Source organism: Flavobacterium circumlabens (assembly GCF_004345565.1).
In the GTDB taxonomy this organism is placed as follows: domain Bacteria; phylum Bacteroidota; class Bacteroidia; order Flavobacteriales; family Flavobacteriaceae; genus Flavobacterium; species Flavobacterium circumlabens.
This window is the reverse complement of sequence record NZ_SLWA01000013.1, coordinates 23,050-48,936: the sequence shown is the minus strand read 5'-3', so window position 1 is coordinate 48,936 and position 25,887 is coordinate 23,050. Positions and strand designations below refer to the sequence as shown.

Sequence of the window (25,887 nt, the reverse complement as noted above, 5' to 3'; positions counted from 1 at the left end):
ATGAAAAAATTATTTATCGCAGCTATGCTATTCGTTGGACTAGCAAGTTTTGCACAAGACATGGATCAAAAACCTGCCCGCGATCAAAAAGAGAGAATGACTCCGGAGCAGCGTAATGAAAAGCATTTAAAGAAAATGACCTCTGAATTAAATCTGGATGCCAATCAGCAAACTCAGATCAAACAATTGTTAGCCGAAAGGAGTGCAAAGGTGGAAAGTCTTAAAGAAGCCCGTAAAGCAAAAAAAGAGAGTAATGTAAAACCTACTGCTGAAGAAAAAGCGGCTTTCAAAAAACAAATGGACGAAGAAGTTGCTTCAAATGATGCTAAAATGAAAGCCATCCTGAACGCTGACCAATATAAAAAATGGACCTCTCTTCAGGAAGAAAAAAGAGATAAGGTCAGAGAAAAAATGAGAGAACGCAAAGACGAAAACAACTAATTATAGTGTACAAAAAGAGGCTTCAATCGCCTCTTTTTTATTTTCTAACTGCATTATGCTTTCCTTAATACTTTCTGTTAATTAAAAGATAAATCTCACAATCTGATTAAACTTAGCAAACTTCTTGAAGTCTAATCAATATAAATCTTTAAAAAACGAATTATGAAAAAATTATTTATAGCAGCTTTATTATTCGTTGGAATAGTAAGTTTTGCACAAGACATCAATCAGAAACCGGCACGTGATCAAAAAGAAAAATTAACTCCGGAACAGCGAAATGAAAAACATTTACAAAAATTAACTACTGAATTGAGTTTAGATAAAAAACAACAGGATCAGGTAAAACAGCTACTGGCAGAAAGAAGTGCTAAAGCAGAAAAATTCAGAGATGCTAAAAAAGACAGTAAAGTAAAACCTACTGCTGAGGAAAGGGAAGCGTTTAAAAAACAAATGGAAACTGAAAAAGCAGCAAACGATGCTAAAATGAAAGCCATTTTAAATACTGATCAATACACCAAATGGACGGCTCTTAAAAAAGAACACAAAGGCGGTCATAAAGGCAAAAGAGATATGAAATCTCCACAAGAACGCGATCAGGCACATTTGCAAAAATTAACAACGGAGCTAAACCTGAATGCCGATCAGCAAAAACAAGTGGGTGAACTTTTATCTGACAGAAGTACCAAGATGGCAATGCTGAAAAAGAGCCGAAAAGAGGCTGGTACAGCACCAACTGCTGCAGAAAAAGACGCCTTGAAAAAACAAATGAAAGAAGATCGCAAAGCTACAGATGCCAAAATGAAAGCTATTCTGAATGCTGAGCAATATAAAGAATGGGCGGTTATTCAAAAAACGCATCAGGACAAAATGAAAGATCACCGAAAAGATAAAATGTAATTGAGATCAAAAAAAGAGGCTTTTAAAGCCTCTTTTTTGTTTTGTATACTTCCTATTTTGGATTAAGTATTAAATCAATTCTTTTCATACAATCTTCATAATGGTATTTTGTTTCTGTATTTACGGGTCTTGCTTTTGCAGAGGCAAGCGTACTTCTTAATGCGCTTAATTCCCCACGAACCAAAGCCCTGACATCAGATTGTGCTACATTGTAATAGATCACTGATCGGTCCGTTGGCTTAATTTCTTCTGTCATCAAAGCGCCCATTCTGTCGATATAACCGCGTTGCAAATTTCTTCTGTATATGGTTACATTCGTTGGCGTTACGGCTTCTTTCCAGATTCCTCTTCGGGTGTCTTTTAATAAATCCAGGGCTTTGTAAGTATCTGCACCCAGAATTTCATTATCCATTAATCGGCCAATGCGACCAATACTTAGTAAACTATTCAAATGTCGCACCTGTAAGCTTCTAAACCTTTCTGAATAACCCGCAAAATCGGTATTTTTTAAGGTATTGACATTTACAATCCACGTTGGCGAAGCAAAAGCATTTGTTTGAAGCCAGTTCATCGCTTCTGTTTGTTTTGCTTTCGGCACTACTTCGTAAACACTTCCCGCCTGATTTGGCTTTTTGGTATTTTCATAAACGCCACCCACATTGGTAACAACATGACCTACATATCTGCTCCAAACTTCCAGCATTTCCTTATACAACTCATCGAGATCTTCATAATTATTGGTTACAGTACTCGTCCATTCATTCAAATGTCCGGCTACATATTCCAGGTTTTTCATTCCGTAAGTGCTTGCTTTCATAGAATTATTTCCAATATCCTCTGTTTGGGAAGTCGGGTCAAAAGCACTGCTTTGTTTTCCGAATTTATATAATGGATTTCCGGCTTTCTCCAGAATCCATTTATCTAAAGTTGCTGCTTCATCCTGAGGAGATTTGGCATTCGGGATCACTCTGTATCCCCAATTTACTGCATACTGATCATAAGCACCCATTTTACGAATAAAACGAATGTTTTTGTCACCGGGTTGTGCGATATAATTAAAACGGGCATAATCCATGATACTTGCCGAGATCCCGTTTTGTTGTGTAAAATCTCCATTTCTGTAACTCTCCACATCATAAGCACAGCTCGCGCCCATATTATGCGGGAATCCCAAAGCATGTCCTACTTCATGAGCGATTACCATTTGCATCATTTCTCCCATTTCCTGATCACTGGTTTGTAATGTTCTCGCGGACGGATTTGCAGCTCCGGTTTCTAACAAATAGCGATTTCTGTAAGAACGCAAATGGTTATGATACCAGATTACATCGCTTTCAATAATTTCTCCGGTTCTGGGATCTGAAACACTTGGTCCAACTGCATTTCGGGTGGTACTTGCTACATAGCGAATCACAGAATAACGAACATCTTCAGGGCTGAAATCCGGATCTTCTTCTTTGGTTGGCGCATCTTTGGCAATAATGGCATTTTTAAATCCGGCAGCTTCAAATGCTTTTTGCCATTCTTCGATTCCCTGCCTGATGTATTTTCTCAACTTCTCCGGTGTTGCAGGATCTAAATAATAAACAATTGGCTTAATCGGTTCAACCAATTCTCCTCGGTTGTACGCTTCAGGATCTTTTGGTTCTAATCTCCAGCGGCGAATGTACGTTTTAAGGTCAGATTTCAATTCATTACTTCCGTAGTCGTATTGACTTACGGTGAACCAGCCTACTCTCGGATCTTCTAATCTGGGTTTCATCGGGACTTCCGGCAACAAAACCATAGACTGATTCATCTGGATGCTTATGGATTCTGTTTCTTCTAACATAGATGGTTTAGAAGCATTGTAAGTCAAATCCTGAATCACTTCGATATTCATCGGAAAACTTTTAATCGTATTGATAAAACTTCTCGAATCATCCAGTCCTTTTACTTTATACGTTTCACGCATTTCTGCCGATATTCCGCTGATGGCTTTTACGTCAGTACTGTAAAACTTCGTTACGTCAATAACCGTATTTGCGGAATCTTTGCTAAAAGCGACAATATCAAAAGCAAATAAGGTTGGTTCGTAATTGTTAGATTTTACCGAAATACTAATCGGCAAAGTATCGTTCGCAACCGCGTTATAAGATTTTGATTTGATTAAAATTTTATCCTGAAAACGCTGCCAGACTATTAATTGCTCATTGGTTTCTGAACCTGCGTTTACATATCCGCCTCCCAGATTAGAAGGCAATTTAGAAAGTCTGCTCACTAAAAGCATATCCTTGTTTAAATACTTATTGGGAATCTCGAAATAATACTTTTTTTCGACTTTATGAACCGTGAAAAGACCCGGATCAGAAACAGCATCTTTCGTAATTACTTTACTGTATTCCTTAATTGCAGATTCTGATTTTTTCTCCGGTGGCGCAACGACAGCTTCGTCTTTTTTAGATTTCTTTTTGTTGGATTGGGCAAATTGATTAGTAGAAAACAGCATAAAAACTGCCATTGTAGTAAAAATGAAAAATTTCTTCATTTATTGTTGGTTTAATGGTTATTTGATAAACAAAAATAATTTTTATTCTAAATATATAGCAAAAAACCTACTTATTAACTTTTCATTAACTAATACCATTCGACATTTCAATCCCATAAAAAAAGGTTCTGCTTTACTAAAAAAGCGGAACCTTAAATTGAAAAATATATATTTTAATTTTTAAAATGTCTTCGAAACCTTATCAATCGCATTAATCGTAAAATCTAAATCCTCATACGTCAATGCATCTGTAATAAACCAGGTTTCATAGGCCGATGGCGCAATATAAATACCTTCCTGCAATAAACCGTGGAAGAATTTTTTGAATGTTTCGTTATCTCCTTTTGCTGCGGTTTGAAAATCCGTAACCGGATTGGCATCAAAATGCACGGAAATCATCGAACCTACTCTGTTAATAGTGAAGACAACATTATTTGCTTTCAAAACCTTATCAATTCCTGCTTCTAAATAGGCTGTTTTTTCTTCTAAACGGGTAAAAATAGCACGATCATTATCTAACGATTGTAGCATCGCTAATCCTGCCGCCATTGCCAAAGGATTTCCTGATAATGTTCCGGCCTGATACACCGGACCAAGTGGTGCCAGATGATTCATAATTTCTTCGCGTGCTGCAAAAGCGCCAACCGGCAATCCTCCGCCAATTACTTTTCCGAAAGTTACGATATCAGCAGTGATATTATACAATTCCTGAACACCGCCGCGAGCCAGACGGAAACCAGTCATCACCTCATCAAAGATTAATAAAATTCCATTTGCAGTACATAAATCTCTCAATCCCTGCAAGAATCCTTTTTGAGGGGGAATACATCCCATATTTCCGGCAACAGGTTCAATAATAATAGCTGCAATTTCGTTTTTGTTGGCTTCGATTAAAGTCTTTACATTCTCTAAATCATTGTATTTGGCCAGCAATGTATCTTTTGCGGTTCCTTCTGTAACCCCTGGACTATTTGGAGATCCGAAAGTTACGGCACCACTTCCTGCCTGAATCAGAAATGAATCTGAATGTCCGTGGTAGCAACCTGCAAATTTGATTATTTTATCTCTTTTTGTAAATCCGCGAGCCAGACGAATCGCACTCATACAAGCTTCTGTACCTGAATTTACAAACCGTATTTTATCGATATTCGGAACCATCGAAACCGCTAAAGCTGCAATTTGAGTTTCCAGTTCTGTCGGCATGCCGAATGAAGTTCCTAATTTGGCTTTTTCGATTACAGCATCAACCACCGGCTGATAAGCGTGACCCAAAACCATTGGCCCCCAGGAATTGATATAATCAATTAATTTATTTCCGTCTTCATCATACAAATAAGCACCTTTGGCACTTTTTACAAAAATAGGAGTTCCGCCAACGGCTTTAAATGCTCGTACTGGCGAATTTACTCCTCCCGGGATTACTTTTTCTGCTTCCGCAAAAAGCTCACTACTTCTTTTATATATCATTTTTGACTTTATATTTTAGAGTTCTGATTTTAGATTATTTACGATTTCACTGAGACTGAGACTAAAAAAACTACATCACCTTCAACTTCTGTCCAACAGAAAGAGCATTGTCTGAAAGATTGTTTTTTCGTTTTAAATCATCAACCAATACATTGAATTTTTTTGAAATTGAATATAAGGTATCTCCTTTTTGAACTTCGTATAGATTGGGATCATTTGAAGCTGGCTCCGAATTTGTTTTTGTATTTGAGGTTCTTGTCGGAGCCGATTTATTAATTGCCGTATAGCTCTTTCCGGTAACCAGACAATCGTACTGATGCAGATTATACCTTTCTATGTAACTAATTAACTTATCCGGATAGTTAGGATCAGTGGCATAACCCGCAGCACGTAAACCTTTTGCCCAGGCTTTGTAATCATCTTTTTCGTAAGTAAATAATGTCGCATATCTGTTCTTGCCTACCAAAAACAAAGCATGATCCCGATAGGAATCTGAAGCTTCTGTATATTTTCGAAAACATTCCTGAGCGGAATCGTCATCATGGCGAACACTTTCGCCCAGCCAGTCCTTATGACATTTTATTCCGAAATGATTATTGGCTTCCAAAGCCAGATCTCCCCTTCCTGCACCGGATTCCAAAATTCCCTGTGCCAGAATAATACTTGCCGGAATGCCATATTTCTGCATATTTCCCATTGCAATATCTTTAAACTGCAAAACATAATTATTGATCAAATCACTTGTAACAACCGTTTTTGAAGTAGACTGAATAACCTCAGTGGTATTATTTGTGGTGGGATATTTACCTATAGGTTTAGAATAGGTCCCTTTTTTAGTCGAAGCTACCCTGGGTTTCTGAATCGCCGCCTGTTTTTTAGTTGTGGCAATAGCAGGCTTACTGGAAGAACAGCCAGCCAATGCTGCGATTATGAAGAGTAGTATTATTTTTTTAAACATTCGTTTTTAGTATTGGTAATTTCTTCTGCATCAACTTTAAATTCATTCCGTCAATTCCCTGCAATCCGCCGGTATGAATGAGCAAAATTTTTGAATGCGCAGGAAAATAGTTTTTACGGATTAAATCTATAACGCCAAAAACCATCTTTCCCGTATAAATTGGGTCTAAAGGCACTTTATTTTCATCAAAAAAAGCGTTGATAAATTCAATTAATTCTAAATTTATCTTTCCGTATCCTCCAAAATGATAGTCAGAAATTAAATCCCAGTTATCTTTTTTTGCAAAAATACGAATTTCATCCTTTAGAAAGTCACCTTTTAACGCCGGAAATCCTAAAATCTTCTGATCCGGATGAGCACTATTTATCAATCCCGAAATAGTTCCGCCGGTTCCGACAGCACAACAAACGTAATTGAAAGCAGCATCTTCTGCAGTCAGAATCTCTTCGCAGCCTTTTACCGCCAGCTCATTTGTCCCTCCTTCGGGTACCAGATAAAAGTCGCCGAATTGCTGCTTTAAATTTTCTAAAAAAGAAATTTCATTTTTAAGCCGATAGTCTTCCCTGGAAACAAATTCCAATTGCATTCCGTTTTCCTGAGCAAATTTCAACGTTGGATTTTCTTCAATTTTACCAAAGAGTTCTTCCCCGCGAATCAGTCCGATGGTTTTAAATCCGTATTCTTTGCCCGCAAAGGCAACCGCTGCAATATGGTTCGAAAAAGCACCGCCAAAAGTCAATACCGTTTTCTTATTTTCCGCTTTTGCCTGAAGCAGATTGTATTTTAGTTTCCGGAATTTATTCCCCGAAATAAAGGGATGGATTAAATCTTCCCGCTTTATGGTCAAAGAAATATTGTTCTGAAAATCGATATGAATTTCCTGGTTCAAAATCTATTTTTGTTTAAGGTTAAGTAGTTCCTGAATTTAAAAAACGGACGGTTTTTCAAATAATCATAATTGGTTTCGTGGGCATAGGCTTCTCTTTCAAAACTAATATTCTGATACGCTATTGCTGCATTTTTATATTGAATCAACCGGAACAGGTATTCTAAAAAATACCAGACAAAAAAAGGGAGGATCAGCATTTCCAGTTGTTGCCGCAAATGAATCTTTTCGTGATTGACAAAAGTCCTGTTGGTTTTATCATCGCTATATTTCATTAGAACAAACGGAAACACGGCCATTCCGCGATATCCATTCGGAATTAAATATTTAGCAACAATTAGAAACATTGACTGTAAAATTTATAAATTTGTAGAGGCAAAATTGTTTGTTTTCATTAAAATAATAATCAAAATTATTGATTTGATTTTAAAAACAAATCGACATTGCCCTTAAACAGGATTATGAAAGAGCAAAGTAATGAAAATAAATTAACCGAGGGCGAAGATTTTTATTATACCCCCGAAGGTTACAAATGCTTTACCGAAAAACACCATTTAAAACGCGGATATTGCTGTAAAAGCGGCTGTCGTCACTGTCCGTATGGATTTGACAAACGAACCGGAGAAATTAAGAAGAAGGTGAATTAGAGAATGTGTCAATTTGATAATTAGATAATTTCTTAACTAACTTATAATTCAACAATCTAAAATCTAAAATTACATATGGATATTCTCTTGCGAAAATTTAGGATTAAAATCCACAAATCCTATCACAGGTCGGATATTCGTTATCCTTAGTTTTAATTAGAAAGTGTGTCCATTTGAAAATGAGATAATTTCTTTTCAAACAAATATAATTTACTTAACTAACTTTTAATTACCACGGCTATTGGATTATTTACCCTTGGAGAAAATCTAAGAAGTCTAATAATCCAATCCTCTAACAATCTAAGAAAAATGACTTTTCAAGAAGAAATACAACAAGGAATACCAAGCATATTACCTCCGAAAAAACAATACGATTTAGCGATTAACCATGCGCCAAAACGAAAAGAAATACTTTCTGCGGAAGAAAAAAAACTGGCTTTAAAAAATGCATTACGTTATTTTGACTCCAAACATCACGCTGAATTAATTACTGAATTTTCAGAAGAATTAGAAAAACACGGCCGAATTTATATGTACCGCTTTCGTCCGGATTACAGAATGTACGCCAGACCCATCGACGAATATCCGGGAAAATCAGTACAGGCCAAAGCCATTATGCACATGATTCAGAACAACCTGGATTATGCCGTAGCACAACATCCGCATGAGTTAATTACGTATGGTGGTAACGGGGCTGTTTTTCAGAACTGGGCACAATATTTACTAACCATGCAATATTTGTCTGAAATGACAGATGAGCAAACGCTGACGATGTATTCAGGACATCCAATGGGATTATTTCCTTCGCATACAGAAGCACCAAGGGTTGTAGTGACGAACGGAATGGTGATCCCCAACTACTCCAAACCGGACGATTGGGAAAAGATGAATGCTCTTGGAGTGTCACAATACGGGCAAATGACTGCCGGAAGTTATATGTATATTGGCCCACAGGGAATTGTACACGGAACGACCATTACGGTTTTGAATGGTTTCAGAAAAATAAAACAAACCCCTGAAGGAAGTTTATTCGTCACTTCAGGATTAGGCGGAATGAGCGGTGCACAGCCAAAAGCAGGGAATATTGCCGGCTGCGTTACCGTTTGTGCCGAGGTAAATCCTAAAATTACCAAAATTCGTCACGAACAAGGCTGGATTAACGAGATCGTAACTTCGACTGAAGAACTGGTGAAAAGAGTGACTTCGGCGAAAGCCAATAAAGAAGTGGTTTCGATTGCATACTTAGGAAATGTCGTTGATGTCTGGGAATGTTTCGATAAAGAAAACATCAAAATCGATTTGGGTTCCGACCAGACCTCGCTTCACAATCCGTGGGCTGGCGGTTATTATCCGGTTGGCATCTCTTTTGAAGAAGCTAACGAAATGATGGCTAATAATCCTGAATTATTCAAAGAAAAAGTACAGGAAACACTACGCCGACATGCGGATGCGATTAACAAACATACCGCAAAAGGGACTTACTTTTTCGATTACGGAAATGCTTTTTTACTGGAAGCTTCCCGCGCCGGTGCAGCGGTAATGGCCGAAAATAATATCGATTTTAAATACCCAAGTTATGTTCAGGACATTATGGGACCAATGTGTTTTGATTACGGATTCGGTCCTTTCAGATGGGTTTGTACTTCCGGAAAACCGGAAGATTTACAAAAGACAGATACCATTGCTTCCCAGGTTTTAGAAGAAATGGCAAAGACGGCTCCAAATGAAATTCAGCAGCAAATGCAGGACAATATCAAATGGATCAAAGGTGCTCAGGAAAACAAACTGGTTGTAGGCTCTCAGGCCCGAATATTATATGCAGATGCCGAAGGGCGTATTAAAATTGCAGAAGCTTTTAACCAGGCGATTGCAAGAGGCGAAATTGGAACGGTTGTTTTGGGCCGTGATCATCATGACGTTTCCGGAACAGATTCGCCTTACCGCGAAACCTCCAACATCTATGATGGTTCCCGTTTTACATCCGATATGGCGATTCAGAATGTGATTGGAGACAGTTTTAGGGGTGCCACCTGGGTTTCTATTCACAATGGCGGCGGAGTTGGCTGGGGAGAGGTTATAAACGGTGGCTTTGGTATGGTTCTTGATGGTTCTAAAGAGGCTTCAAAACGTTTAGCATCAATGCTTTTTTGGGATGTTAACAACGGAATTTCAAGACGAAGCTGGGCACGAAATGACGAAGCTATTTTTGCCATAAAAAGAGCAATGGAATTTCAGCCTTTATTAAAAGTGACTTTACCGAATATTGTCGACGAAAGTTTATTTTAGTATACAGTGTTATCCTGAGCGAAGTCGAAGGCTAATAAAAAAAGGGCTTCCACTTCGCTCAGCGTGACAAAGGAACAAGAACATTAAATTTTTATAAATATGAAAACATTCAAATTACTACCGATTTTTCTGCTTTTAATACTGACTTCCTGCAGTACAGTTAGTGTTTATTCCGATTACGACAAAAGTGTCGATTTTACGCCTTATAAAACATATGCTTTCTTTAAGCCAGGTATTGATAAGGTAGAGATTTCTGATTTGGATAAAAGACGTATTCTGCATGCTATTGAAGCACAAATGCAGGCAAAAGGTTTTACAAAAAGTGAAAATCCTGATATGCTGATCAACATTTTTACCAAATCAAGAGAGCAGGTAGATGTCAACCAATTTAGCGCCGGATGGGGCTACGGTTGGGGATGGGGATGGAATCCTTATATGATGTACGGAGGACAAACTACGGTTTCTACTTCTACACAGGGAACTTTATTTATTGATTTTATCGATGCCAAAAAGAAAGAAATGATCTGGCAGGGCGAAGGAATCGGAACGCTGACTAAAAACGCTGATAAGAAAGATGAAAAAGTAAACGAGTTTGTAACTAAAATTTTAGCGCAATACCCGCCTGTTAAAAAGTAGTTTTCAGTCTCAGTTTTTCAGTCTCTCCGGATGATAGACTATTGGGATCCGTTTTTTTTTAAAACAAGAAAAACTTCTCCGGGTACTTTACAAAATAATTAATACATTTGTTTTTCAAACAACAAAAAATGTCAAACTTAAATAACATTATTATCGTGATTAACATTATTGCAATTCAGCAGTAATGGCGAGGTGTTATATAAAGAAGTAAACAAATACAATTTATCAAACCTCCCAATTCGGGAGGTTTTTTTATTTAAACATAGTGCATTAATTTTTGCCACAGATTTCACAGATTCTCACAGATTAAAATCTTTTTAAATCAATTAATCTGTGGCAAAAAAAAACAAAAATTATGAATTTATTTAACGAAGTCCTTACTGCTAAGAAGCAGCTCGAAAATGTAGTTGCCGCTACTCCACTCACACAAAACCTGAATCTTTCAGACGAATTTAAAGCTACAATTTTATTAAAAAGAGAAGATTTACAAATTGTCCGGTCGTATAAGATCAGGGGTGCTTATAATAAGATTTCTTCGTTAAACGAAAGTGAGAAAGCAACCGGAATTGTGTGTGCAAGTGCTGGAAATCACGCCCAGGGAGTTGCATATTCCTGTAATTTACTCCATATACAAGGCAAAATCTATATGCCGAAAACAACTCCAAAGCAAAAAGTAAAACAGGTACAACTGTTCGGAAAATCATTTGTTGAAATTATTCTTACCGGAGATACTTTTGATGATGCTTATGCGTCAGCGACAGCAGATGCCATCAAAAACCATAAAATTTTCATTCATCCTTTCGATGATATAAAAGTCATGGCTGGTCAGGGAACTGTGGGATTGGAAATCCTTGATACCTTTAAAGAACCCATAGATTACGTTTTCGTTCCAATTGGCGGCGGCGGACTGGCTTCAGGTCTGTCTGAAGTTTTCAAACAACTGAGTCCGGAAACCAAAATTATCGGTGTAGAACCAAAAGGCGCGCCTTCGATGAAAAATTCCATTCAGGAAAACAAAAACACCGCCCTTACCACCATTGATAAATTTGTTGATGGAGCCGCTGTAAAGCAAGTGGGCGATATGACTTTTGAGGTTTGCCGCAAAAACCTGGACGATATTATTCTGGTTCCGGAAGGAAAAGTGTGTACCACAATTTTGAGATTGTACAACGAAGAAGCCATGGTTGTAGAGCCGGCAGGAGCTTTGACCATTGCAGCATTAGATTTTTACAAAGATAAAATTAAAGATAAAAATGTAGTCTGCGTGGTGAGCGGAAGTAATAATGATATCGAAAGAACCGCTGAAATAAAAGAACGTTCTCTCCTGTACGAGGGATTGATGCATTATTTTATGATTCAGTTTCCACAACGCCCCGGTGCTTTAAAGGAATTTGTAAACAATATTTTAGGTCCGGATGATGATATCACTTATTTTCAATTTGCGAAAAAAAACAGCCGCGAAGTTGGGTCTGTTGTAGTTGGTTTGGAATTGAAAAATAAAAAAGACATTCTGGCTATTAAAATGAACATGACCAAAAATGGTTTTGAATTCCAATACCTGAATGACAATCAGGATTTGTTTACGCAGTTAATAGGTTAATTGAATGAAAATAAAAAAGGCTGTCTGATACCAGACAGCCTTTCAAATCAAATAAAATTACTAACTAATTATAGATTTGAATTTTATTGTTTGAGCACTTTTTTAGAATAAGTGCCTTTATCATCATTAATTTTAACGATGTAAAGTCCTCTGCGTAATTTTGAAATTTCTATTTCAGATGGATTTCCTTTCACAAAACTTACGGACTTTCTCAGGACGCTTTGTCCCGAAATGGTGAAAACTTCTACGGAACCGTCACCTTGATGATTGGTGCCAATTTTTAAATAATCATTAGTTGCATTTATAAAAACAGTTCTTTCATTTTGGTCCTCTGTTTCTGCAGTAATGTCCTTTGAAATACCCATTTTTGCTGTGGATTCAATCTGCACAAGTTGCCATTGCTGATTTAAACCTCCTGTGTAAGACCAAACCTGAATATTGGCGCCATTGGCAGTTGAAACATTTTCAACGTCAAGTGATTTCCCGCTGTTTACATTGATGATTTTATAATAGCCTCCACCAAGACTGGTAACGGTCCATTTAAATTCATTTGTAGCAGCGAAAGTTTTTTGCACCACCTTTACGCCATCGCCGGTACCGTTATTTTCGGTTGTCAGATACATTTGAGTCGATTTCACAATAATATAAAAATTACCACTTCCGGCCGACACAAATTTCCAGCGCTGATTATTTCCTCCGCCGTTTGTGATATCGTATTGCTGAATCCTGCTTCCGCTTGTTGTAGCATTATCGGCCACATCCAATCCTTTATTGCTGTTTCTGGAAATAATATTGTAATAGCCCGGATAACCAGTTGGCGGCGGCGTTCCGGCACCCCAGGTAAATGTCACTGCCGAAGATCCGGGAACCGCATAATCAAAAGCAGATGATCCCGAAACGATTCTGATGGTATTAGATGATCCTCCTGAATTATAAACCACAAGTGCAATCGATCCGTCAGGATTTTTGAATCCTGCAGAAACAATACTTCCATTTGTAGTAGAAGATGAAATTCGTAAAGCTCCCGGTTTGACAAATTTTGAGATTTGCCCGATAATATAATAGGCTACATTTTTAGTATAACTGGTACTATTATTCACGGTAATAGCTCCGAGACAAGTGTTACATCCGCCGGGAGTACGTGGTCCTAAACCCGAATTGTTTGCTGCGTTCCATTCCAGGACTGTTTTTGCCCAGTTATTCGTACTTCCGATCACCACATTTTGCATGTGCCAGCCAAAATCTCCGCTAAAACTACCGCCTGATCCGGTGTATTGTTCTGTAAAATAAACGTTTTTATTGGTAGCATTTCGTACTGTTGACATAGCCGAAATATTTCCCAAATACAAATGAAACGCTGCGCCATCAACATACCCGCTATTGTTTAAAACATCAATCGGATAAGCTGTATTGTCGCAATTATGATCAAAAGCTATGATTTTTATATTTCCATAACCTGCCGTTGCCATCTGAGGACCCAATTGTGTATTAATAAAATTCTTTTGTTCTGTCGAATTCATTAACATACTCGGTTCGTTATTTGGATTTTCAGGTTCGTTTTGAGGTGTAATTCCCCAAATCGAAATTCCCTGTGCCTGCATGGCGGCAAAATATTTCACGAAATACCTGGCGTAAGCGGCATAATATTGGGTCTGCAAACTTCCACCAACCCATGAGTTATTGGTTTTCATCCAGCGTGGCGCTGACCATGGAGTGGCTAATATTTTTATATTGGGATTAATAAGCAGGATCTTTTTTAGAATCGGAATTAAATACGTGAGATCGGGTCCGTTCAGACTAAAATTATTCATATTGACATCACCCGAAGTTTCATTGTAACTGTAAGAAGAGCTGCTTAAATCGGATGCTCCGATACTAATTCTCACCACACTGGCATTTAGACCCGTTGTCGGATTGTACAAATCATTTAATAATTGATTTTGCTGAGTGGCTGCCATTCCGCTAATCACCTCACAACTTCCTTCTGTAAGGGTATAACCAAATCCGTCCATGGTCTGGTAAGTCGTTGCCGGGTTAATGGTTACCGTTGAAGGATTACTTCCTGAATTAGCACCAAAATTTACAGTGTTTTGCTGTTGCAATAATTTGGACTGATCTCCTGTAGTCATCCACGGAGTGACAGTCTGGGCATTCGTTTTAACAGTGAACAGTAATAACATAATGATTGGCATCATTATAATACACTTTATTCGGTCTTTGGTTTTTGGGGTAGTTTTGTTCATTTTTTTTAAGGTTTTGATAATTTAATTTTTCTTTATTTTTAAGATTAATTTTATTAATTACCTTCAAATTTATGTTAATTTTTATTAAAACAATAATTTACAAACTTAACAAAAACACATCAAAACAGTCATAAAACCTTACAAAAACATATCTGATTTAAACTCAATATACTGATTAACAATACATTAATGTAAAATAAATATTCTTTCAAAAAGTAAACTATACATCAAGATCTGTTTGGTGCAAAAAGGATAGAAAAAACAGCATTTTAGAAATCAAAAAATGCTGTTAAATGATAAATATCAGAAAATAAACCCTTTGTTATATTGTATTTTTGCAATTGAATTTTACCTTTTACAACATGGCAACTCAGGATATTTCAAGCTTAGGCGATATTAAACTTTTAGTGAATACTTTTTATGCAAAAGTTCAGGATGATGATTTAATCGGCCCCATTTTTAATGAAAAAATGTTAGGCAGATGGCCCGAACATCTGGAAAAGATGTATCGTTTCTGGCAGACTATTTTGTTAGAAGAGCATACATATTCCGGAAGTCCTTTCCCTCCACACAAACACTTACCGGTAAATCAAACTCATTTTGATCGCTGGATGGAGATATTTAACTCGACTGTCGATTTTTTATTTGTGGGTAAATTAGCGGAAGAAGCTAAAATCCGTGCGGCAAATATGGCCTATATGTTCAATTATAAAATCGAATATTTCAGGAATGCCGAAAATCTCTAGCCTGATAAGCAGGACCAAAAAGCTCTTTGCGGTCTGATGGAGTGAACTCACGAAAAATGCAATAAAAAATCATTTCGAACAAAAAAATTGCAATGAATAGCAAAAAATAGCGGGCTAAATTCGTAATTTTACATTCTAATCTACAACGTTTTCGAAATGAATGCCAATATTGAAACAAATCCATTATTAGAAAGATTGCCTAAACATTTAAAGCAATTTATCAAACCTCAGGATTATAGCGATTACACTCCTGTTAATCAGGCCGTTTGGCGTTATGTGATGCGTAAAAATGTAGATTATTTATCTAAAGTGGCCCATCATTCTTATCTGGATGGTTTACGAAAAACGGGAATTGAAATTGATTCTATTCCCAGTATGTATGGTATGAACCGCATTCTGACTGAAATTGGCTGGGCTGCCGTTGCTGTTGACGGATTTATTCCGCCCAATGCTTTTATGGAATTTCAGGCATACAACGTTTTGGTAATCGCGTCAGATATCAGACAATTAGAACATATCGAATACACTCCTGCACCGGACATTATTCACGAAGGTGCCGGCCACGCTCCAATTATTTCCAATCCTGAATATGCAGAATATTTGCGTCGTTTTGGAGAAATTGGCTGTAAAGCTATTTCATCTCATAAAGATTATCAAATGTACGAAGCGATTCGTCTGCTTTCTATTTTGAAAGAAGCGGAAGATACGCCACAGGAAAAAATCGATGAAGCCGAAAAAGCAGTTGCTGATTTACAGAATAATATGGGCGAATTATCTGAAATGGCCCAAATCAGGAACCTGCATTGGTGGACTGTTGAATACGGCCTGATCGGAACTGTTGAAGATCCGAAAATTTACGGTGCCGGATTGCTTTCGTCTATTGGAGAAAGTGCCTGGTGCATGACTGATAACGTGAAGAAAATCCCTTATGATATCTCAGCAGCGAATCAGAATTTTGATATTACGCAATTACAGCCGCAATTGTATGTAACGCCAAATTTCTCTTATCTAAGTTTGATTTTAGAGGAATTTGCCAATAAAATGGCTCTGCGTACCGGAGGTATTTCCGGTATTAATAAATTGATTCATTCGAATGCTTTAGGGACAATTGAATTGAGTACAGGTTTACAGGTTTCGGGTCTTTTTACCAATGTAATTGAAGATGAAGGAAAACCTGTTTATATTCAGACTACCGGAAAAACAGCTTTGGCCTACCGCGAAAAAGAGTTAGTAGGTCATGGAACTTTAACACATCCTGAAGGATTCGGAAGTCCGATTGGGAAACTGAAAGGCTTTAATTTAGCGATTGAAGATATGAGCCCGAAGGATTTACAGGCGTATAATATTGTTGAAAATGAAGCTGTAAAACTGGAATTTGAAGGTAATATTATTGTTGAAGGTGAAATCATTACGGGTTCCAGAAATCTGCACGGAGAAATTATTCTGATCAGTTTCAGAAATTGCACCGTAAAACATGGAGAAACAATATTATTCCAGCCTGAATGGGGGAATTACGACATGGCGATTGGCAAAAAAGTCGTTTCGGCCTTTTCAGGACCAGCTGATGTCAATAGTTTTGACCTGATTAATACTGTTCCGACAACCACAACCATTAAGGCAAAACATACTGACGAACGTGATGAATTAGAAAATTTGTATCAGGCTATTCGTCTGATCAGAGAAAATAAAAATTCCGTTTCAGAAGTAAAATCTGTATTCGAAAAACTTAAAAATAAACATTCTAACGATTGGCTTCTTTCTGTAGAAATTGCTGAACTTCTTAAGGATTCAGATGAAAATCAATTATTTCAGGAAGTTTTAGTTTACCTGGATCAATTGAAAGTAAAACGTCCCGAAGTTGCGCATTTGATTTCCGGCGGATTGGATTTGATTTTTGACAAGAAAGCGGTTTAATTTTTTTTACGAAGACGGAAGCTTTATACTGCTGAATTTTGTCCGCTGATTTAACGGATTTAAACTGGTTTCCACAGATTTTTTTCCCGCAGATTTGGCAGATTGAGCAGATTTTAATTTTTGACGTGCAAAGTTTTTGTCATTTCTACGGAGGAGACCCGAGCGAGAGCGAACAGACGAAGTAAATCACATGCGGTATTCGACAAAGATTTTGGAATTTCTAATGTAATTTCTCCTTCTTCGTCGAAATGACAAGAGTGTGGATTTATCTGTGACAAAAAACCTTAGAACCTTTGTCACTATAAACCTTTGAACCTTTTCCCTACAATTTCAAATCCTCGTTAAAATCGGTATCAGATTCAATGGTTTTTCCTTTGTATTGTAATTTCCAGCCCATTGAATTCGTTACAATCAGAATCTTAGACAACTCACTGATTAATCGGTTTTTAGCGTTTGATTTAAGGGAAGATTTTTCGATTTTTTTAGCCAGATTGGCTTTGACGGATTTATTGATTTTATTGTAATCGTCTCCCGTAAACGGGTTCAGTTTACTTTGTTCGACGTCATAAAACTGAATATCCGGATTGATTGTTATTTCTTCTTTTGGAATATTAAGGATGGTAATCGTTTTGTTTTTTTCGTCGATATCGTATTTCATTTTATGCAAATCATAGGCTACCGTTACGTTTGCGTTTACGACTACAAGGGCTTTCTTCTCGAAAGAAACCATGTCCATCAAGTATTTCTGTTGATTTTTATAGGTTATCACTTCTGAAAAATGTCCTTCGGTTACCACTAATTTCCCAACATTTACGATTTGCTGCTGAATCAGATTGGTGTTATAGTCGATTGTAGAATCATCTTCCTTTTTGAATTGGCAATATTTGAAAGCCAAAATCACAAGAACTACAATTACAGCTACGGATAAAATTCTTTTAAGTAAGTTTTGCATTCTCTTTATTTATTAGACCAATTTACTTCTTTTTTTCAAAAGGCTTCCTGTAAGTTTTATTTTTTTGCCACGAATTACACGAATTTTCACTAATCTATGCTTTTTGTTGATTGATAAATTTCAACAGTTGAAATTCGTGTTAATTTGTGTAATTCGTGGCAAAAAAAATTCGTAGTGAAAAAAACTTTAAAAAGGATATCCAATCGCAATATTCAGAATCAGATTGTCTTTTCTCCAGGGGCCGCTTCCGAAGTTAATATCATCAATCACCCATCGCTGTCCTTCAGGCAAATATGGAATGCGTAACGGAAAAGCCAAATCTGTTCTTAAAACCAGGAAAGACAGATCAAAACGCAATCCCGCTCCTGCTCCAACCGCAATCTGTTTCATGAAATCTTTGGTAATTTCCGCACCTTGCCTGTTTGGATCATTATGCAAGAGCCAGATATTTCCGGCATCGATAAAGAGAGCACCTCTTACAATACTAAAAAGTTTGGCGCGGTATTCGGTATTGAACTCCAGTTTTAAATCGGCGGACTGATCCGGCACGTAATCATTGGAAGTTACTTCTGCCTTATAACTTCCCGGTCCCAGTGATCTTGCCCTGAAAGCACGAATACTGTTAGTTCCTCCAACCACAAATTGTTTGGAGGTCGGAAGCGAATTTGAATTTCCGTACGCATATCCAACGCCAAGAATAACCCTGCTCGCCAATTCGCTTTCTTTTCCTAATTTTAAATAATGCCTGAAATCCGTTTTTACTTTCACATATTGGCTAAACGGAACATCAAATATGTTTTTGACATTGTCTTTTTTAATGTTGGCGCCTGTTACCAATCCGGTAATATTTCCGGCCAAATCAACTTCACCATTAAAATAAAAGGTATTTTTTTTACGCTTTTGCATCGTATTGGTGTAGGTATACGAATAGGTTGGCCCGAAAATCAATTGTTTTTCAATTACTTTTCCTAATGCCTGATCATCTGCTATATCTGCCAGATATTCGTCCGTTACATGATTTGGACTTACATAAGTCACATCGATAACATTTAGCTGATGTTCTTTGCGAATGTTTTCTTTCCACAGATATCCGAACGAAGTATTAAATGAATTCAAAGCATAAAGCTGCGTTCTGTTCTGATATTCATATCGGATTGTAGCTTTGGTTCTCGGGACAAATTCACTGTTTCCTTCAATGTTAAAGGGCGTTACAAATCTTGGCCAGGTCAGACTTGTTTCTGCTCCGAGTTTAAATATATTTTTACCACTGTTCTTTCCTGAAAGCTGAAAATCGGCCCCGCCAAATACAGAGACCGTAAACAATTCAGCCCCGCGAAAGAAGTTTCTGTTGTTCCAGTTGACATTGATTTCTGTTCCGGTATAACTCGCCGAATTAGTTTTCCCCAAAACCTCAACGCGAATAAACTTTTTAGGCAAAAGCGTTAAGTAATAATAGGAATCTAAAGTATTCGGAATACTATCTGATTCCTTGAATTCGTTTTTTACGAAATTAAAAGTTCCAAGATTTACAAAACGGTTTAGGGTCAGATTGTGGTCTTTTCTGTTATACAAATCTCCTTTTTTAAAATAGATCGTTCTGTCAAAAACTCTTGGTTTAAAAGTATCTGCGGTATCTATAATCGTAAAATCATTGTACTGTTTGATATCTCTTTTTCGGTATACAGCACTGTCATTCGACAAGGAATAATTCGGATAAACAAATATATTACCAATCTTATACGCTGTCAATGCTTTTGACGGGGCTTCGTCTTTTATGACCAGTCTGATTTTAACTTCATGATCGCCTTTGCTGCTGTCTACTTTGGCCAGAATATAATCGGGATTAAAATAGTAATACCCTTTTTCTTTCAGTCGTGCATCAATTCGTTCTCTTTCGGCTTTAATAAGATCCAGATCGTACGGTTTGCCTACTTTGAGCAGGCTTGTTCTGGAAGATCTGGCAATAATTTTGGACATTTTCAAGGAATCGTCCGGAAAAGTCACGCTTTTTATAATGTATTGCTTTTTAGGCGTAACGGTATATTCTGCCGTTACCCTTTTGTTTCTGACGGTAGAATCTGCACTTACCCTGGTTTTGAAATAACCACGATTTTCGCTGAAATTTCGTAAAACAGAAGCATTATAATCCAGATCGACTTTACTGAAAAGTACAGGTGGTTCACCAACTTTAGTTCTAAGCCAATATCGGATTCCTTTTTGCTTTTTAGGTTCTCCGGCGATATTGTAAATCCAAAGTTTCGGTTTCAATCCCAATATTTGTTTATTCGGTTTAGGACGAAGCAGGCCTTCCAGTTCTTTCTCGAGTGCTTTTCTTTCTTTCTTTTTGATAATGGAATCTTTTACGGTTACAGAACCTCCTGTATACAGCAAATCACCTTCCGGTAAGTATTTCGTATTACTGCATCCAAAAACAAAAAATAAGGTCAGCCCTATAAAATACCGGATACATCGTGTTTCTATATTGCTATGTTTTTTGCTCATTTCCTTCAATTTGATTTTCCGGTTGGTTTTCTTTCTTTTCCTTTTCTTCTTTCTCTTTCTGTTTTCTTTTCTCCTTACGGACTTTTTCTTCTTTTATCAGTTGTCTTTCGGCTTCAGTGCGATGAAAGAGTTCGCGGAATTTATTGTAACTCATCGTGATTATAAAAGCGACTCCGGTTTCTACCACCTGACCTTCAACTGCTACCTGATATTGGTTTTTCCGATAAGCCCGAACCATATAGCGACCGTCTTTTGTAAGCTGATAATCTAAAGCAACGTCTCCCGCAATATTAGTACTTTCTTCGTTGGCGCGTTCCTGGCCTTCTACTCCGAAACTACTTCCTACGGTAACTTTTAATCTATCGTCGAGTAATTTTTTAGAAACCGCCACATTCAGATCGGTTCTGTTTTCCATGGTTCCGGTCGTATAGTCTTCTGTTGATTCCAGATCAAATTCTAACTGAACTCCTGTAATCAATTCTCCCGCAAGATCATTAAGTTGCTGGGATAAAATTTTGCTCACACTTTGTCTGGCCAGTGTTGCTGCACTTGTACCGCCACTTTCGCTCTCAAACGGATTTTCACCCACAAATCGATTCAGTAATAAAAGGGCAAAAACCTGTTTATTTAATTCGTTCGGATCTTGTTCTAACTGTTTCAGTTTGGTCTGCGTCAGTTCTACCACATTGGAGGCCACATCATAACTTCCGTCCGGCAAAGTGATTCCAAACGAAATTTCCGGTTTCAGTAATTCGCCATTCATCTTTAATAAAGTCTGAAAGGGAAGTTTTTGTTTGAACGTATTTTTTACGGCCGGATCCATACCTGACAATTGGTTGCCAAGCAAATCAATTGGGGCTGTGTTCACTTTATAAATGGCTGTAATATTTAAGGTTGCCATTGTCGGTTCGCCATTCCAGACGATATAACTTCCTTTCTGGATATCAAATTTTCTTCGGATTGCGTTGAAATTCATTTCGTAAGCTCCATCCGTAAATTCATATTTACCGGTCAGGGTTGTTTTTCCAGATTTGTCAATACCGCCAACCAGCTGTGCTTCTCCTTTCAAATTTAAATAATCACCATTTCCTTTGTCAATTACCAAAGTAAGTTCTGCTTCTTTATCGATCGTAATGGCCACATTGACATCCATGCCTTTTAATTCGGCCTGATCGAGTTTATTTTTCATGTCAACCGTTTGTTTCAGATACATATTATCTTCATTCACAAACTCAACAATTCCTTCTCTGTCTGCAAGTGAAGGATCAGACTGTGGTAAAACAACACTGAATTTTGTTTCTTTATTTATTTTGATTGTTCCGTCAATAACCGGACTCTCAAGGTTTCCTTTTATATTTAATTTCGTATCTAAAAATAAATCTCCGTAAAACAAATCATTATCCGGAGCTTTCGAATGAATCGCCCTGAAATCTTCTGCCTGAACGACTAATGCAAAATTAAAATTTCTGAAATCTGCCGACTGAATGGTTCCGTCAACAAATAATTCATTGTCATTTTCATCCAAAAGAGAGAATTTATCAAATGAAATGGTTTCGTTATTGAACGTGATTTTCTCGTTATTGGTTTTAAAATAAGAATTCAGTTGTGTGATTCTGAAACCGGTTTCATTAAAGTTTAATTCACCCGCAATTTTTGGCGCTGATGTATTTCCTGCAATTTTGAAATTCCCGGACAAAAACCCGGTCCCTTCCGTAACATTCCCCATTGTAAAACCCTGAATGCTTTTGATATTCAATTTATCAATAGACACATTAAAATCTAAATCTCCATCACTGATTCTGTAATTTCCGGTAAGGTTTACATCGTTTCCTTCACCACTCAAAACTACATTGGCTGCGAGTGTATTGGCCGTTTTATTATCTACTTTTATGGCAATATCTCCAACAGGTTCGGCCTTAAAAGCAAAATCATCTATTTTTAAATCTGAAGTAAAAACTGGAGATGTCATCACGTTTTCTACTACTGCCTTTCCGTTGATTAAACCCTGCATGAGCAGTTTGTCTTTTTTGACAATATTCAGAATAGTTTCAATTTTGAAGTTTACAAAATCAACTTCAACCGGTGCATTAACCTGATTGTTTTTAGACTGTATTTTAAGTTCGTTTCCGGAATTCGACAGAAAAAATTTATGGATGTAAAGTCGTTTATCGCCAAACTCAATTGCATTTTCAGGATCGATAGCCCATTTATCATAATTCAGTACAAAATTTTCAGGATTGATTTTCAGGATATTCTTAGCATCCTGACGCAGAAATTCTCCGGCAATAACATACTGCTCTTTGTCTTTCGTGTCTTTTACCTGCAACGCATAGGTGAGAATATTGTTCTCAACTTTGCCTGACAAACTGGTAAACGGAACTTTCAATTCACCGCTTTCAATGGTTGCAACGGAAATCTGATATTCCAAAGCATTCTCTTTGCCTTCGATGTTTATTTTTCCGTCGGAAATGGTATTATTCGCGTACACAATTCGCGGAATCGTTCCTTTTATTTCCAAAGAATCGGTTACGTTGTTGTATTTCCCTGTAATTTTAATCGGCTCCAGGCCTGTTAGTTTCGGAACGAGCTTAAATAATATCGGATCGTTATCCACGGTCAGTGTAAAAGCCAGTCGCTGTTCGTCTGATTCGCCGTTTACTTTCGGATTTTTCAAATCCATGTATTTGGAAAGCGATTTTTTTATAGCCGCTGTTAAGGTCGTCAGCTTGTACTTTCCGTCTACTTCAGCTTTTAAAAACTGCGAGCTTAGTTTGATGTTGTTTCTGGTATTATCAGAAAAAGCAATGACCCGAACCGAATCTAAAACAATTGGTTCTGCATCCTGCAAGATCTGAATATTCGAAAGAAATACTTTTCCGTTTAAAAAATCCGGGTTACTGTTGGCGATATCTGCATCAACATTACCACGCAATTTCATAGGGCCGGCATGAAGATTCAGTTTTTCGAGATCGGCAATGTCAAGGTTTAATTTTAATTTTACCGATGGATATTTATCTTTCGTATCGCCACTGGCTACCAGGTCAAAATTCAGATTCGGGTCTTTCATTCCTGATTTCACAGCAAAAGATCCGTTTTCGATATTTCCTTTTAAAGCCAGATTTCTGTACGTGTATCTGTTGAATACTGCTTTCTGAACAATTCCGTCCAATTCCGCCTGAGCCGTTTTAGGATCTAATCCTTTTCCTTTAACTTTTGCTTTCAGCGTAATTTTCCCAATGGAATCATTTTTGATTAATCGTCCTAAATTAAAGTCAAGCAAATAAACCGTTGCATCGTACTTTTCTCTTTTTTTGACACGCTGATCAAATAAGGCATCTACTTTTGCATTTCCGAAACTACTATTGAGCGCCAGATTGGTTTTAAAATTCTGAATGGAACCTTTAAATTTCCCCAATACATTAAACTGCGATGGCAATTGAATATTCTTTGGAATTGTTCCTGCCGGGACAAAAGCGTACACGTCTTTAGAAGTACTGGACAGTTTTTTGATATCCAGATCATAATAGGCTTTTTGGGCATCCGGCAATCCTTTGATTTTGCCCGAAAGAGAAACTCTTGTGGTTCCGATTCCGCTCATTTCGAAATGTGGAATATTCAGATCTTTGATTTTTCCGCTTAAACGGGTATTCAGATATAAAACGGCATTAGGGCTACTTTTAAAAGGATTGGACTTTCGTAAATCAGGAGCAAAAAGCAAAATATCTTTGAAACCAATTTTGGATTGATTCAGACTGGCATCCAGAGTCAGGTTTCCGAGCTCTTTTTTAAGTGCTGCAATTGACGAATAGCCGACCTGAATTTTATTTTGCAAAAGGGTTTGCGGCGTTCTCAGATACAAATCATTCAAGTACGCTTTTTTAGGACCGTAAAAGAAATCTGTTTTTAACGACTGAATGTCTAAACCGCTTTTTTCCTTTACGGCAAGTGTTTGTATGTTTCCGGAAATCGTATCATTTCCATAGTATATTTTTTCTGCTTTCAGATTGAATTTATCCAGATCCAAATGGCTGTAGTCAATTCCTTTTGCATTTGGTTTTGACTGCATATCATCAAACTGAAACGCTATATTCTGAATCGCAACCTCTTTCAGTTTTACTTTCCATCCCGATTGACGAATTGCCGTTGAATCTAAATTCGGAGTTTTTATTTGTTTGTCTTTTGCCCCCAGACGTAAATTTCCTTTCAGATCTTTTAATTCGAAAGAATCAAAATCCAAAAGCTGCTTATTTAAATCGACTTCATTAACAGCAAGTTCTAAATTTCCTAAACGTATTCCCGAATCCAGTTTAGAGTCTTTATTATCATATGAAATATCAATTTTCGAAAGTTTGATTTTACCTAATTTCAATTTAAAATCTTTTCTCTTTGAAATGGTGTCCACGGTTTTTACCGAAACTTCCGCAATCTGCTCTACCACATCCTGATTTAACACTAATTTCAAACCGTTTAATTCGATGTTCGGAATATCAAAATCCATTTTGTCCAAATCGAATTTTTTGAATTTTGTGTCAAAATGGGTAAGGTTTACGCGAATGTCATTTTTAGAAAAGTCATCTTTAAAATTAAATTTCACATGATCGAGATTGACATCTACCACTGATATTTTAAAAGGTTTACTATCGGGATCTTTGGGTTTATCTTCTTTTGATTCGAATGCTTTAATGATGTAATCGAAGTTGAATACACCATCTTTATTTCGGGAGATATTGGCTTTTACATTTTCGAGCGAAACCGAATTGATTTCGAGTTCGCTGCTTATCAGTTTAAATAAATCGACATCCAGCTCTAAACGCTTACCGCTTAACAAAGTATCTTTTTGCTGATCTTCAAAATAGAAACCTTCCAGAACTACCTCTTTGGGAAATTTAATTCCAATTCGGTCGAGGGAAACCTTCGTTTTTATTTTTTTATGCAGATAGGTAATCGCCTTATCTTTTGCGAAATTCTGAATAGCCGGAACCTGAATTAAAATCGTAATAAGAAGTAAAAGTGCAACTATCGAAACCGCGCACCAAAGCAATACGCGTAATGTTTTTTTTAGAAAATGAATGGATTTCTTATTCATACGTCGGTAAAACACGTTTGGATTAAAGTTACGTTACAAAAATTGTGTCTTATACAATTTACAAAATTGTAAAAAATATGTTTCAAAAATTTACACAAT

17 protein-coding genes are annotated in these 25,887 nt (G+C 37.1%); 8 read left to right on the top strand and 9 right to left on the bottom strand.

The genetic code is table 11. From position 1 onward, the window contains the following. Nucleotides 1-441, top strand: coding sequence for a hypothetical protein (locus tag EV142_RS22555; RefSeq protein WP_132038160.1), 441 nt, complete (start codon nucleotides 1-3; stop codon nucleotides 439-441). Nucleotides 442-603: 162 nt separating this feature from the next. After that, nucleotides 604-1,338 (top strand): hypothetical protein, encoded by a 735-nt coding sequence (locus EV142_RS24490; protein WP_238698785.1) that lies wholly within the window; start codon nucleotides 604-606, stop codon nucleotides 1,336-1,338. Nucleotides 1,339-1,390: 52 nt separating this feature from the next. On the opposite strand, the gene EV142_RS22545 is transcribed toward EV142_RS24490, so the two are convergent. From EV142_RS22545 to EV142_RS22525, 5 genes are all read right to left on the bottom strand, one after another. Then, complete coding sequence (locus EV142_RS22545) at nucleotides 1,391-3,865, bottom strand: zinc-dependent metalloprotease (RefSeq protein WP_132038159.1); 2,475 nt, start codon at nucleotides 3,863-3,865, stop codon at nucleotides 1,391-1,393. A 180-nt stretch (nucleotides 3,866-4,045) separates the two neighbouring features. Continuing rightward, nucleotides 4,046-5,332: a glutamate-1-semialdehyde 2,1-aminomutase gene (hemL, locus tag EV142_RS22540; protein ID WP_132038158.1), complete on the bottom strand. Its 1,287-nt coding sequence runs from the start codon at nucleotides 5,330-5,332 to the stop codon at nucleotides 4,046-4,048. Between the two features lie 70 nt (nucleotides 5,333-5,402). Next, nucleotides 5,403-6,290 (bottom strand): glucosaminidase domain-containing protein, encoded by an 888-nt coding sequence (locus EV142_RS22535; RefSeq protein WP_132038157.1) that lies wholly within the window; start codon nucleotides 6,288-6,290, stop codon nucleotides 5,403-5,405. Next, on the bottom strand, nucleotides 6,283-7,179 hold the full coding sequence (locus EV142_RS22530; RefSeq protein ID WP_132038156.1) for a 1-aminocyclopropane-1-carboxylate deaminase/D-cysteine desulfhydrase: 897 nt from the start codon (nucleotides 7,177-7,179) through the stop codon (nucleotides 6,283-6,285). The genes EV142_RS22535 and EV142_RS22530 overlap by 8 nt, the downstream gene beginning before the upstream one ends. Then, on the bottom strand, nucleotides 7,176-7,523 hold the full coding sequence (locus tag EV142_RS22525) for a hypothetical protein (RefSeq protein ID WP_132038155.1): 348 nt from the start codon (nucleotides 7,521-7,523) through the stop codon (nucleotides 7,176-7,178). The genes EV142_RS22530 and EV142_RS22525 overlap by 4 nt, the downstream gene beginning before the upstream one ends. Nucleotides 7,524-7,637: 114 nt before the next feature. Here EV142_RS22525 and EV142_RS22520 point away from each other — a divergent pair, with 114 nt between their 5' ends. From EV142_RS22520 to ilvA, 4 genes are all read left to right on the top strand, one after another. Further along, entirely contained in the window at nucleotides 7,638-7,823 is a 186-nt protein-coding gene (locus tag EV142_RS22520; RefSeq protein WP_132038154.1) for a DUF5522 domain-containing protein, read from the top strand. A gap of 309 nt (nucleotides 7,824-8,132) precedes the next feature. Beyond that, nucleotides 8,133-10,109 carry a urocanate hydratase gene (locus tag EV142_RS22515; protein ID WP_132038153.1) on the top strand — a complete coding sequence of 659 codons (1,977 nt, stop codon included), beginning with the start codon at nucleotides 8,133-8,135 and terminating at the stop codon, nucleotides 10,107-10,109. A gap of 99 nt (nucleotides 10,110-10,208) precedes the next feature. Continuing rightward, nucleotides 10,209-10,745, top strand: coding sequence for a DUF4136 domain-containing protein (locus EV142_RS22510; protein ID WP_132038152.1), 537 nt, complete (start codon nucleotides 10,209-10,211; stop codon nucleotides 10,743-10,745). A gap of 355 nt (nucleotides 10,746-11,100) precedes the next feature. Further along, a complete protein-coding gene (gene ilvA / locus EV142_RS22505; protein WP_132038151.1) occupies nucleotides 11,101-12,345 on the top strand; it encodes a threonine ammonia-lyase IlvA in 1,245 nt (414 codons plus the stop codon). Nucleotides 12,346-12,428: 83 nt separating this feature from the next. Here the strand turns inward: ilvA and EV142_RS22500 are convergent, their stop codons facing one another. Next, entirely contained in the window at nucleotides 12,429-14,588 is a 2,160-nt protein-coding gene (locus EV142_RS22500; RefSeq protein WP_132038150.1) for an RICIN domain-containing protein, read from the bottom strand. A gap of 362 nt (nucleotides 14,589-14,950) precedes the next feature. Between EV142_RS22500 and EV142_RS22495 the strand changes: the two genes are divergently transcribed. Then, nucleotides 14,951-15,334, top strand: coding sequence for a group III truncated hemoglobin (locus EV142_RS22495; RefSeq protein ID WP_132038149.1), 384 nt, complete (start codon nucleotides 14,951-14,953; stop codon nucleotides 15,332-15,334). A 156-nt stretch (nucleotides 15,335-15,490) separates the two neighbouring features. Continuing rightward, on the top strand, nucleotides 15,491-17,248 hold the full coding sequence (locus tag EV142_RS22490) for an aromatic amino acid hydroxylase (protein WP_132038148.1): 1,758 nt from the start codon (nucleotides 15,491-15,493) through the stop codon (nucleotides 17,246-17,248). A gap of 322 nt (nucleotides 17,249-17,570) precedes the next feature. Here EV142_RS22490 and EV142_RS22485 read toward each other — a convergent pair whose 3' ends face one another. From EV142_RS22485 to EV142_RS22475, 3 genes are all read right to left on the bottom strand, one after another. Next, on the bottom strand, nucleotides 17,571-18,200 hold the full coding sequence (locus EV142_RS22485; protein WP_132038147.1) for a DUF4230 domain-containing protein: 630 nt from the start codon (nucleotides 18,198-18,200) through the stop codon (nucleotides 17,571-17,573). A gap of 186 nt (nucleotides 18,201-18,386) precedes the next feature. Then, nucleotides 18,387-20,702 carry a translocation and assembly module lipoprotein TamL gene (tamL, locus tag EV142_RS22480; protein WP_132038146.1) on the bottom strand — a complete coding sequence of 772 codons (2,316 nt, stop codon included), beginning with the start codon at nucleotides 20,700-20,702 and terminating at the stop codon, nucleotides 18,387-18,389. Further along, entirely contained in the window at nucleotides 20,686-25,788 is a 5,103-nt protein-coding gene (locus EV142_RS22475; RefSeq protein ID WP_132038145.1) for a translocation/assembly module TamB domain-containing protein, read from the bottom strand. The genes tamL and EV142_RS22475 overlap by 17 nt, the downstream gene beginning before the upstream one ends. Between the last annotated feature and the right edge of the window lie 99 nt (nucleotides 25,789-25,887).

Coding starts and splice junctions, on each gene's coding strand:
- EV142_RS22555 (WP_132038160.1), top strand. CDS start 1: ATGAAAAAATTATTTATCGCAGCTATGCTATTCGTTGGACTAGCAAGT.
- EV142_RS24490 (WP_238698785.1), top strand. CDS start 604: ATGAAAAAATTATTTATAGCAGCTTTATTATTCGTTGGAATAGTAAGT.
- EV142_RS22545 (WP_132038159.1), bottom strand. CDS start 3,865: ATGAAGAAATTTTTCATTTTTACTACAATGGCAGTTTTTATGCTGTTT.
- hemL (WP_132038158.1), bottom strand. CDS start 5,332: ATGATATATAAAAGAAGTAGTGAGCTTTTTGCGGAAGCAGAAAAAGTA.
- EV142_RS22535 (WP_132038157.1), bottom strand. CDS start 6,290: ATGTTTAAAAAAATAATACTACTCTTCATAATCGCAGCATTGGCTGGC.
- EV142_RS22525 (WP_132038155.1), bottom strand. CDS start 7,523: ATGTTTCTAATTGTTGCTAAATATTTAATTCCGAATGGATATCGCGGA.
- EV142_RS22520 (WP_132038154.1), top strand. CDS start 7,638: ATGAAAGAGCAAAGTAATGAAAATAAATTAACCGAGGGCGAAGATTTT.
- EV142_RS22515 (WP_132038153.1), top strand. CDS start 8,133: ATGACTTTTCAAGAAGAAATACAACAAGGAATACCAAGCATATTACCT.
- EV142_RS22510 (WP_132038152.1), top strand. CDS start 10,209: ATGAAAACATTCAAATTACTACCGATTTTTCTGCTTTTAATACTGACT.
- ilvA (WP_132038151.1), top strand. CDS start 11,101: ATGAATTTATTTAACGAAGTCCTTACTGCTAAGAAGCAGCTCGAAAAT.
- EV142_RS22500 (WP_132038150.1), bottom strand. CDS start 14,588: ATGAACAAAACTACCCCAAAAACCAAAGACCGAATAAAGTGTATTATA.
- EV142_RS22495 (WP_132038149.1), top strand. CDS start 14,951: ATGGCAACTCAGGATATTTCAAGCTTAGGCGATATTAAACTTTTAGTG.
- EV142_RS22490 (WP_132038148.1), top strand. CDS start 15,491: ATGAATGCCAATATTGAAACAAATCCATTATTAGAAAGATTGCCTAAA.
- EV142_RS22485 (WP_132038147.1), bottom strand. CDS start 18,200: ATGCAAAACTTACTTAAAAGAATTTTATCCGTAGCTGTAATTGTAGTT.
- tamL (WP_132038146.1), bottom strand. CDS start 20,702: ATGAGCAAAAAACATAGCAATATAGAAACACGATGTATCCGGTATTTT.
- EV142_RS22475 (WP_132038145.1), bottom strand. CDS start 25,788: ATGAATAAGAAATCCATTCATTTTCTAAAAAAAACATTACGCGTATTG.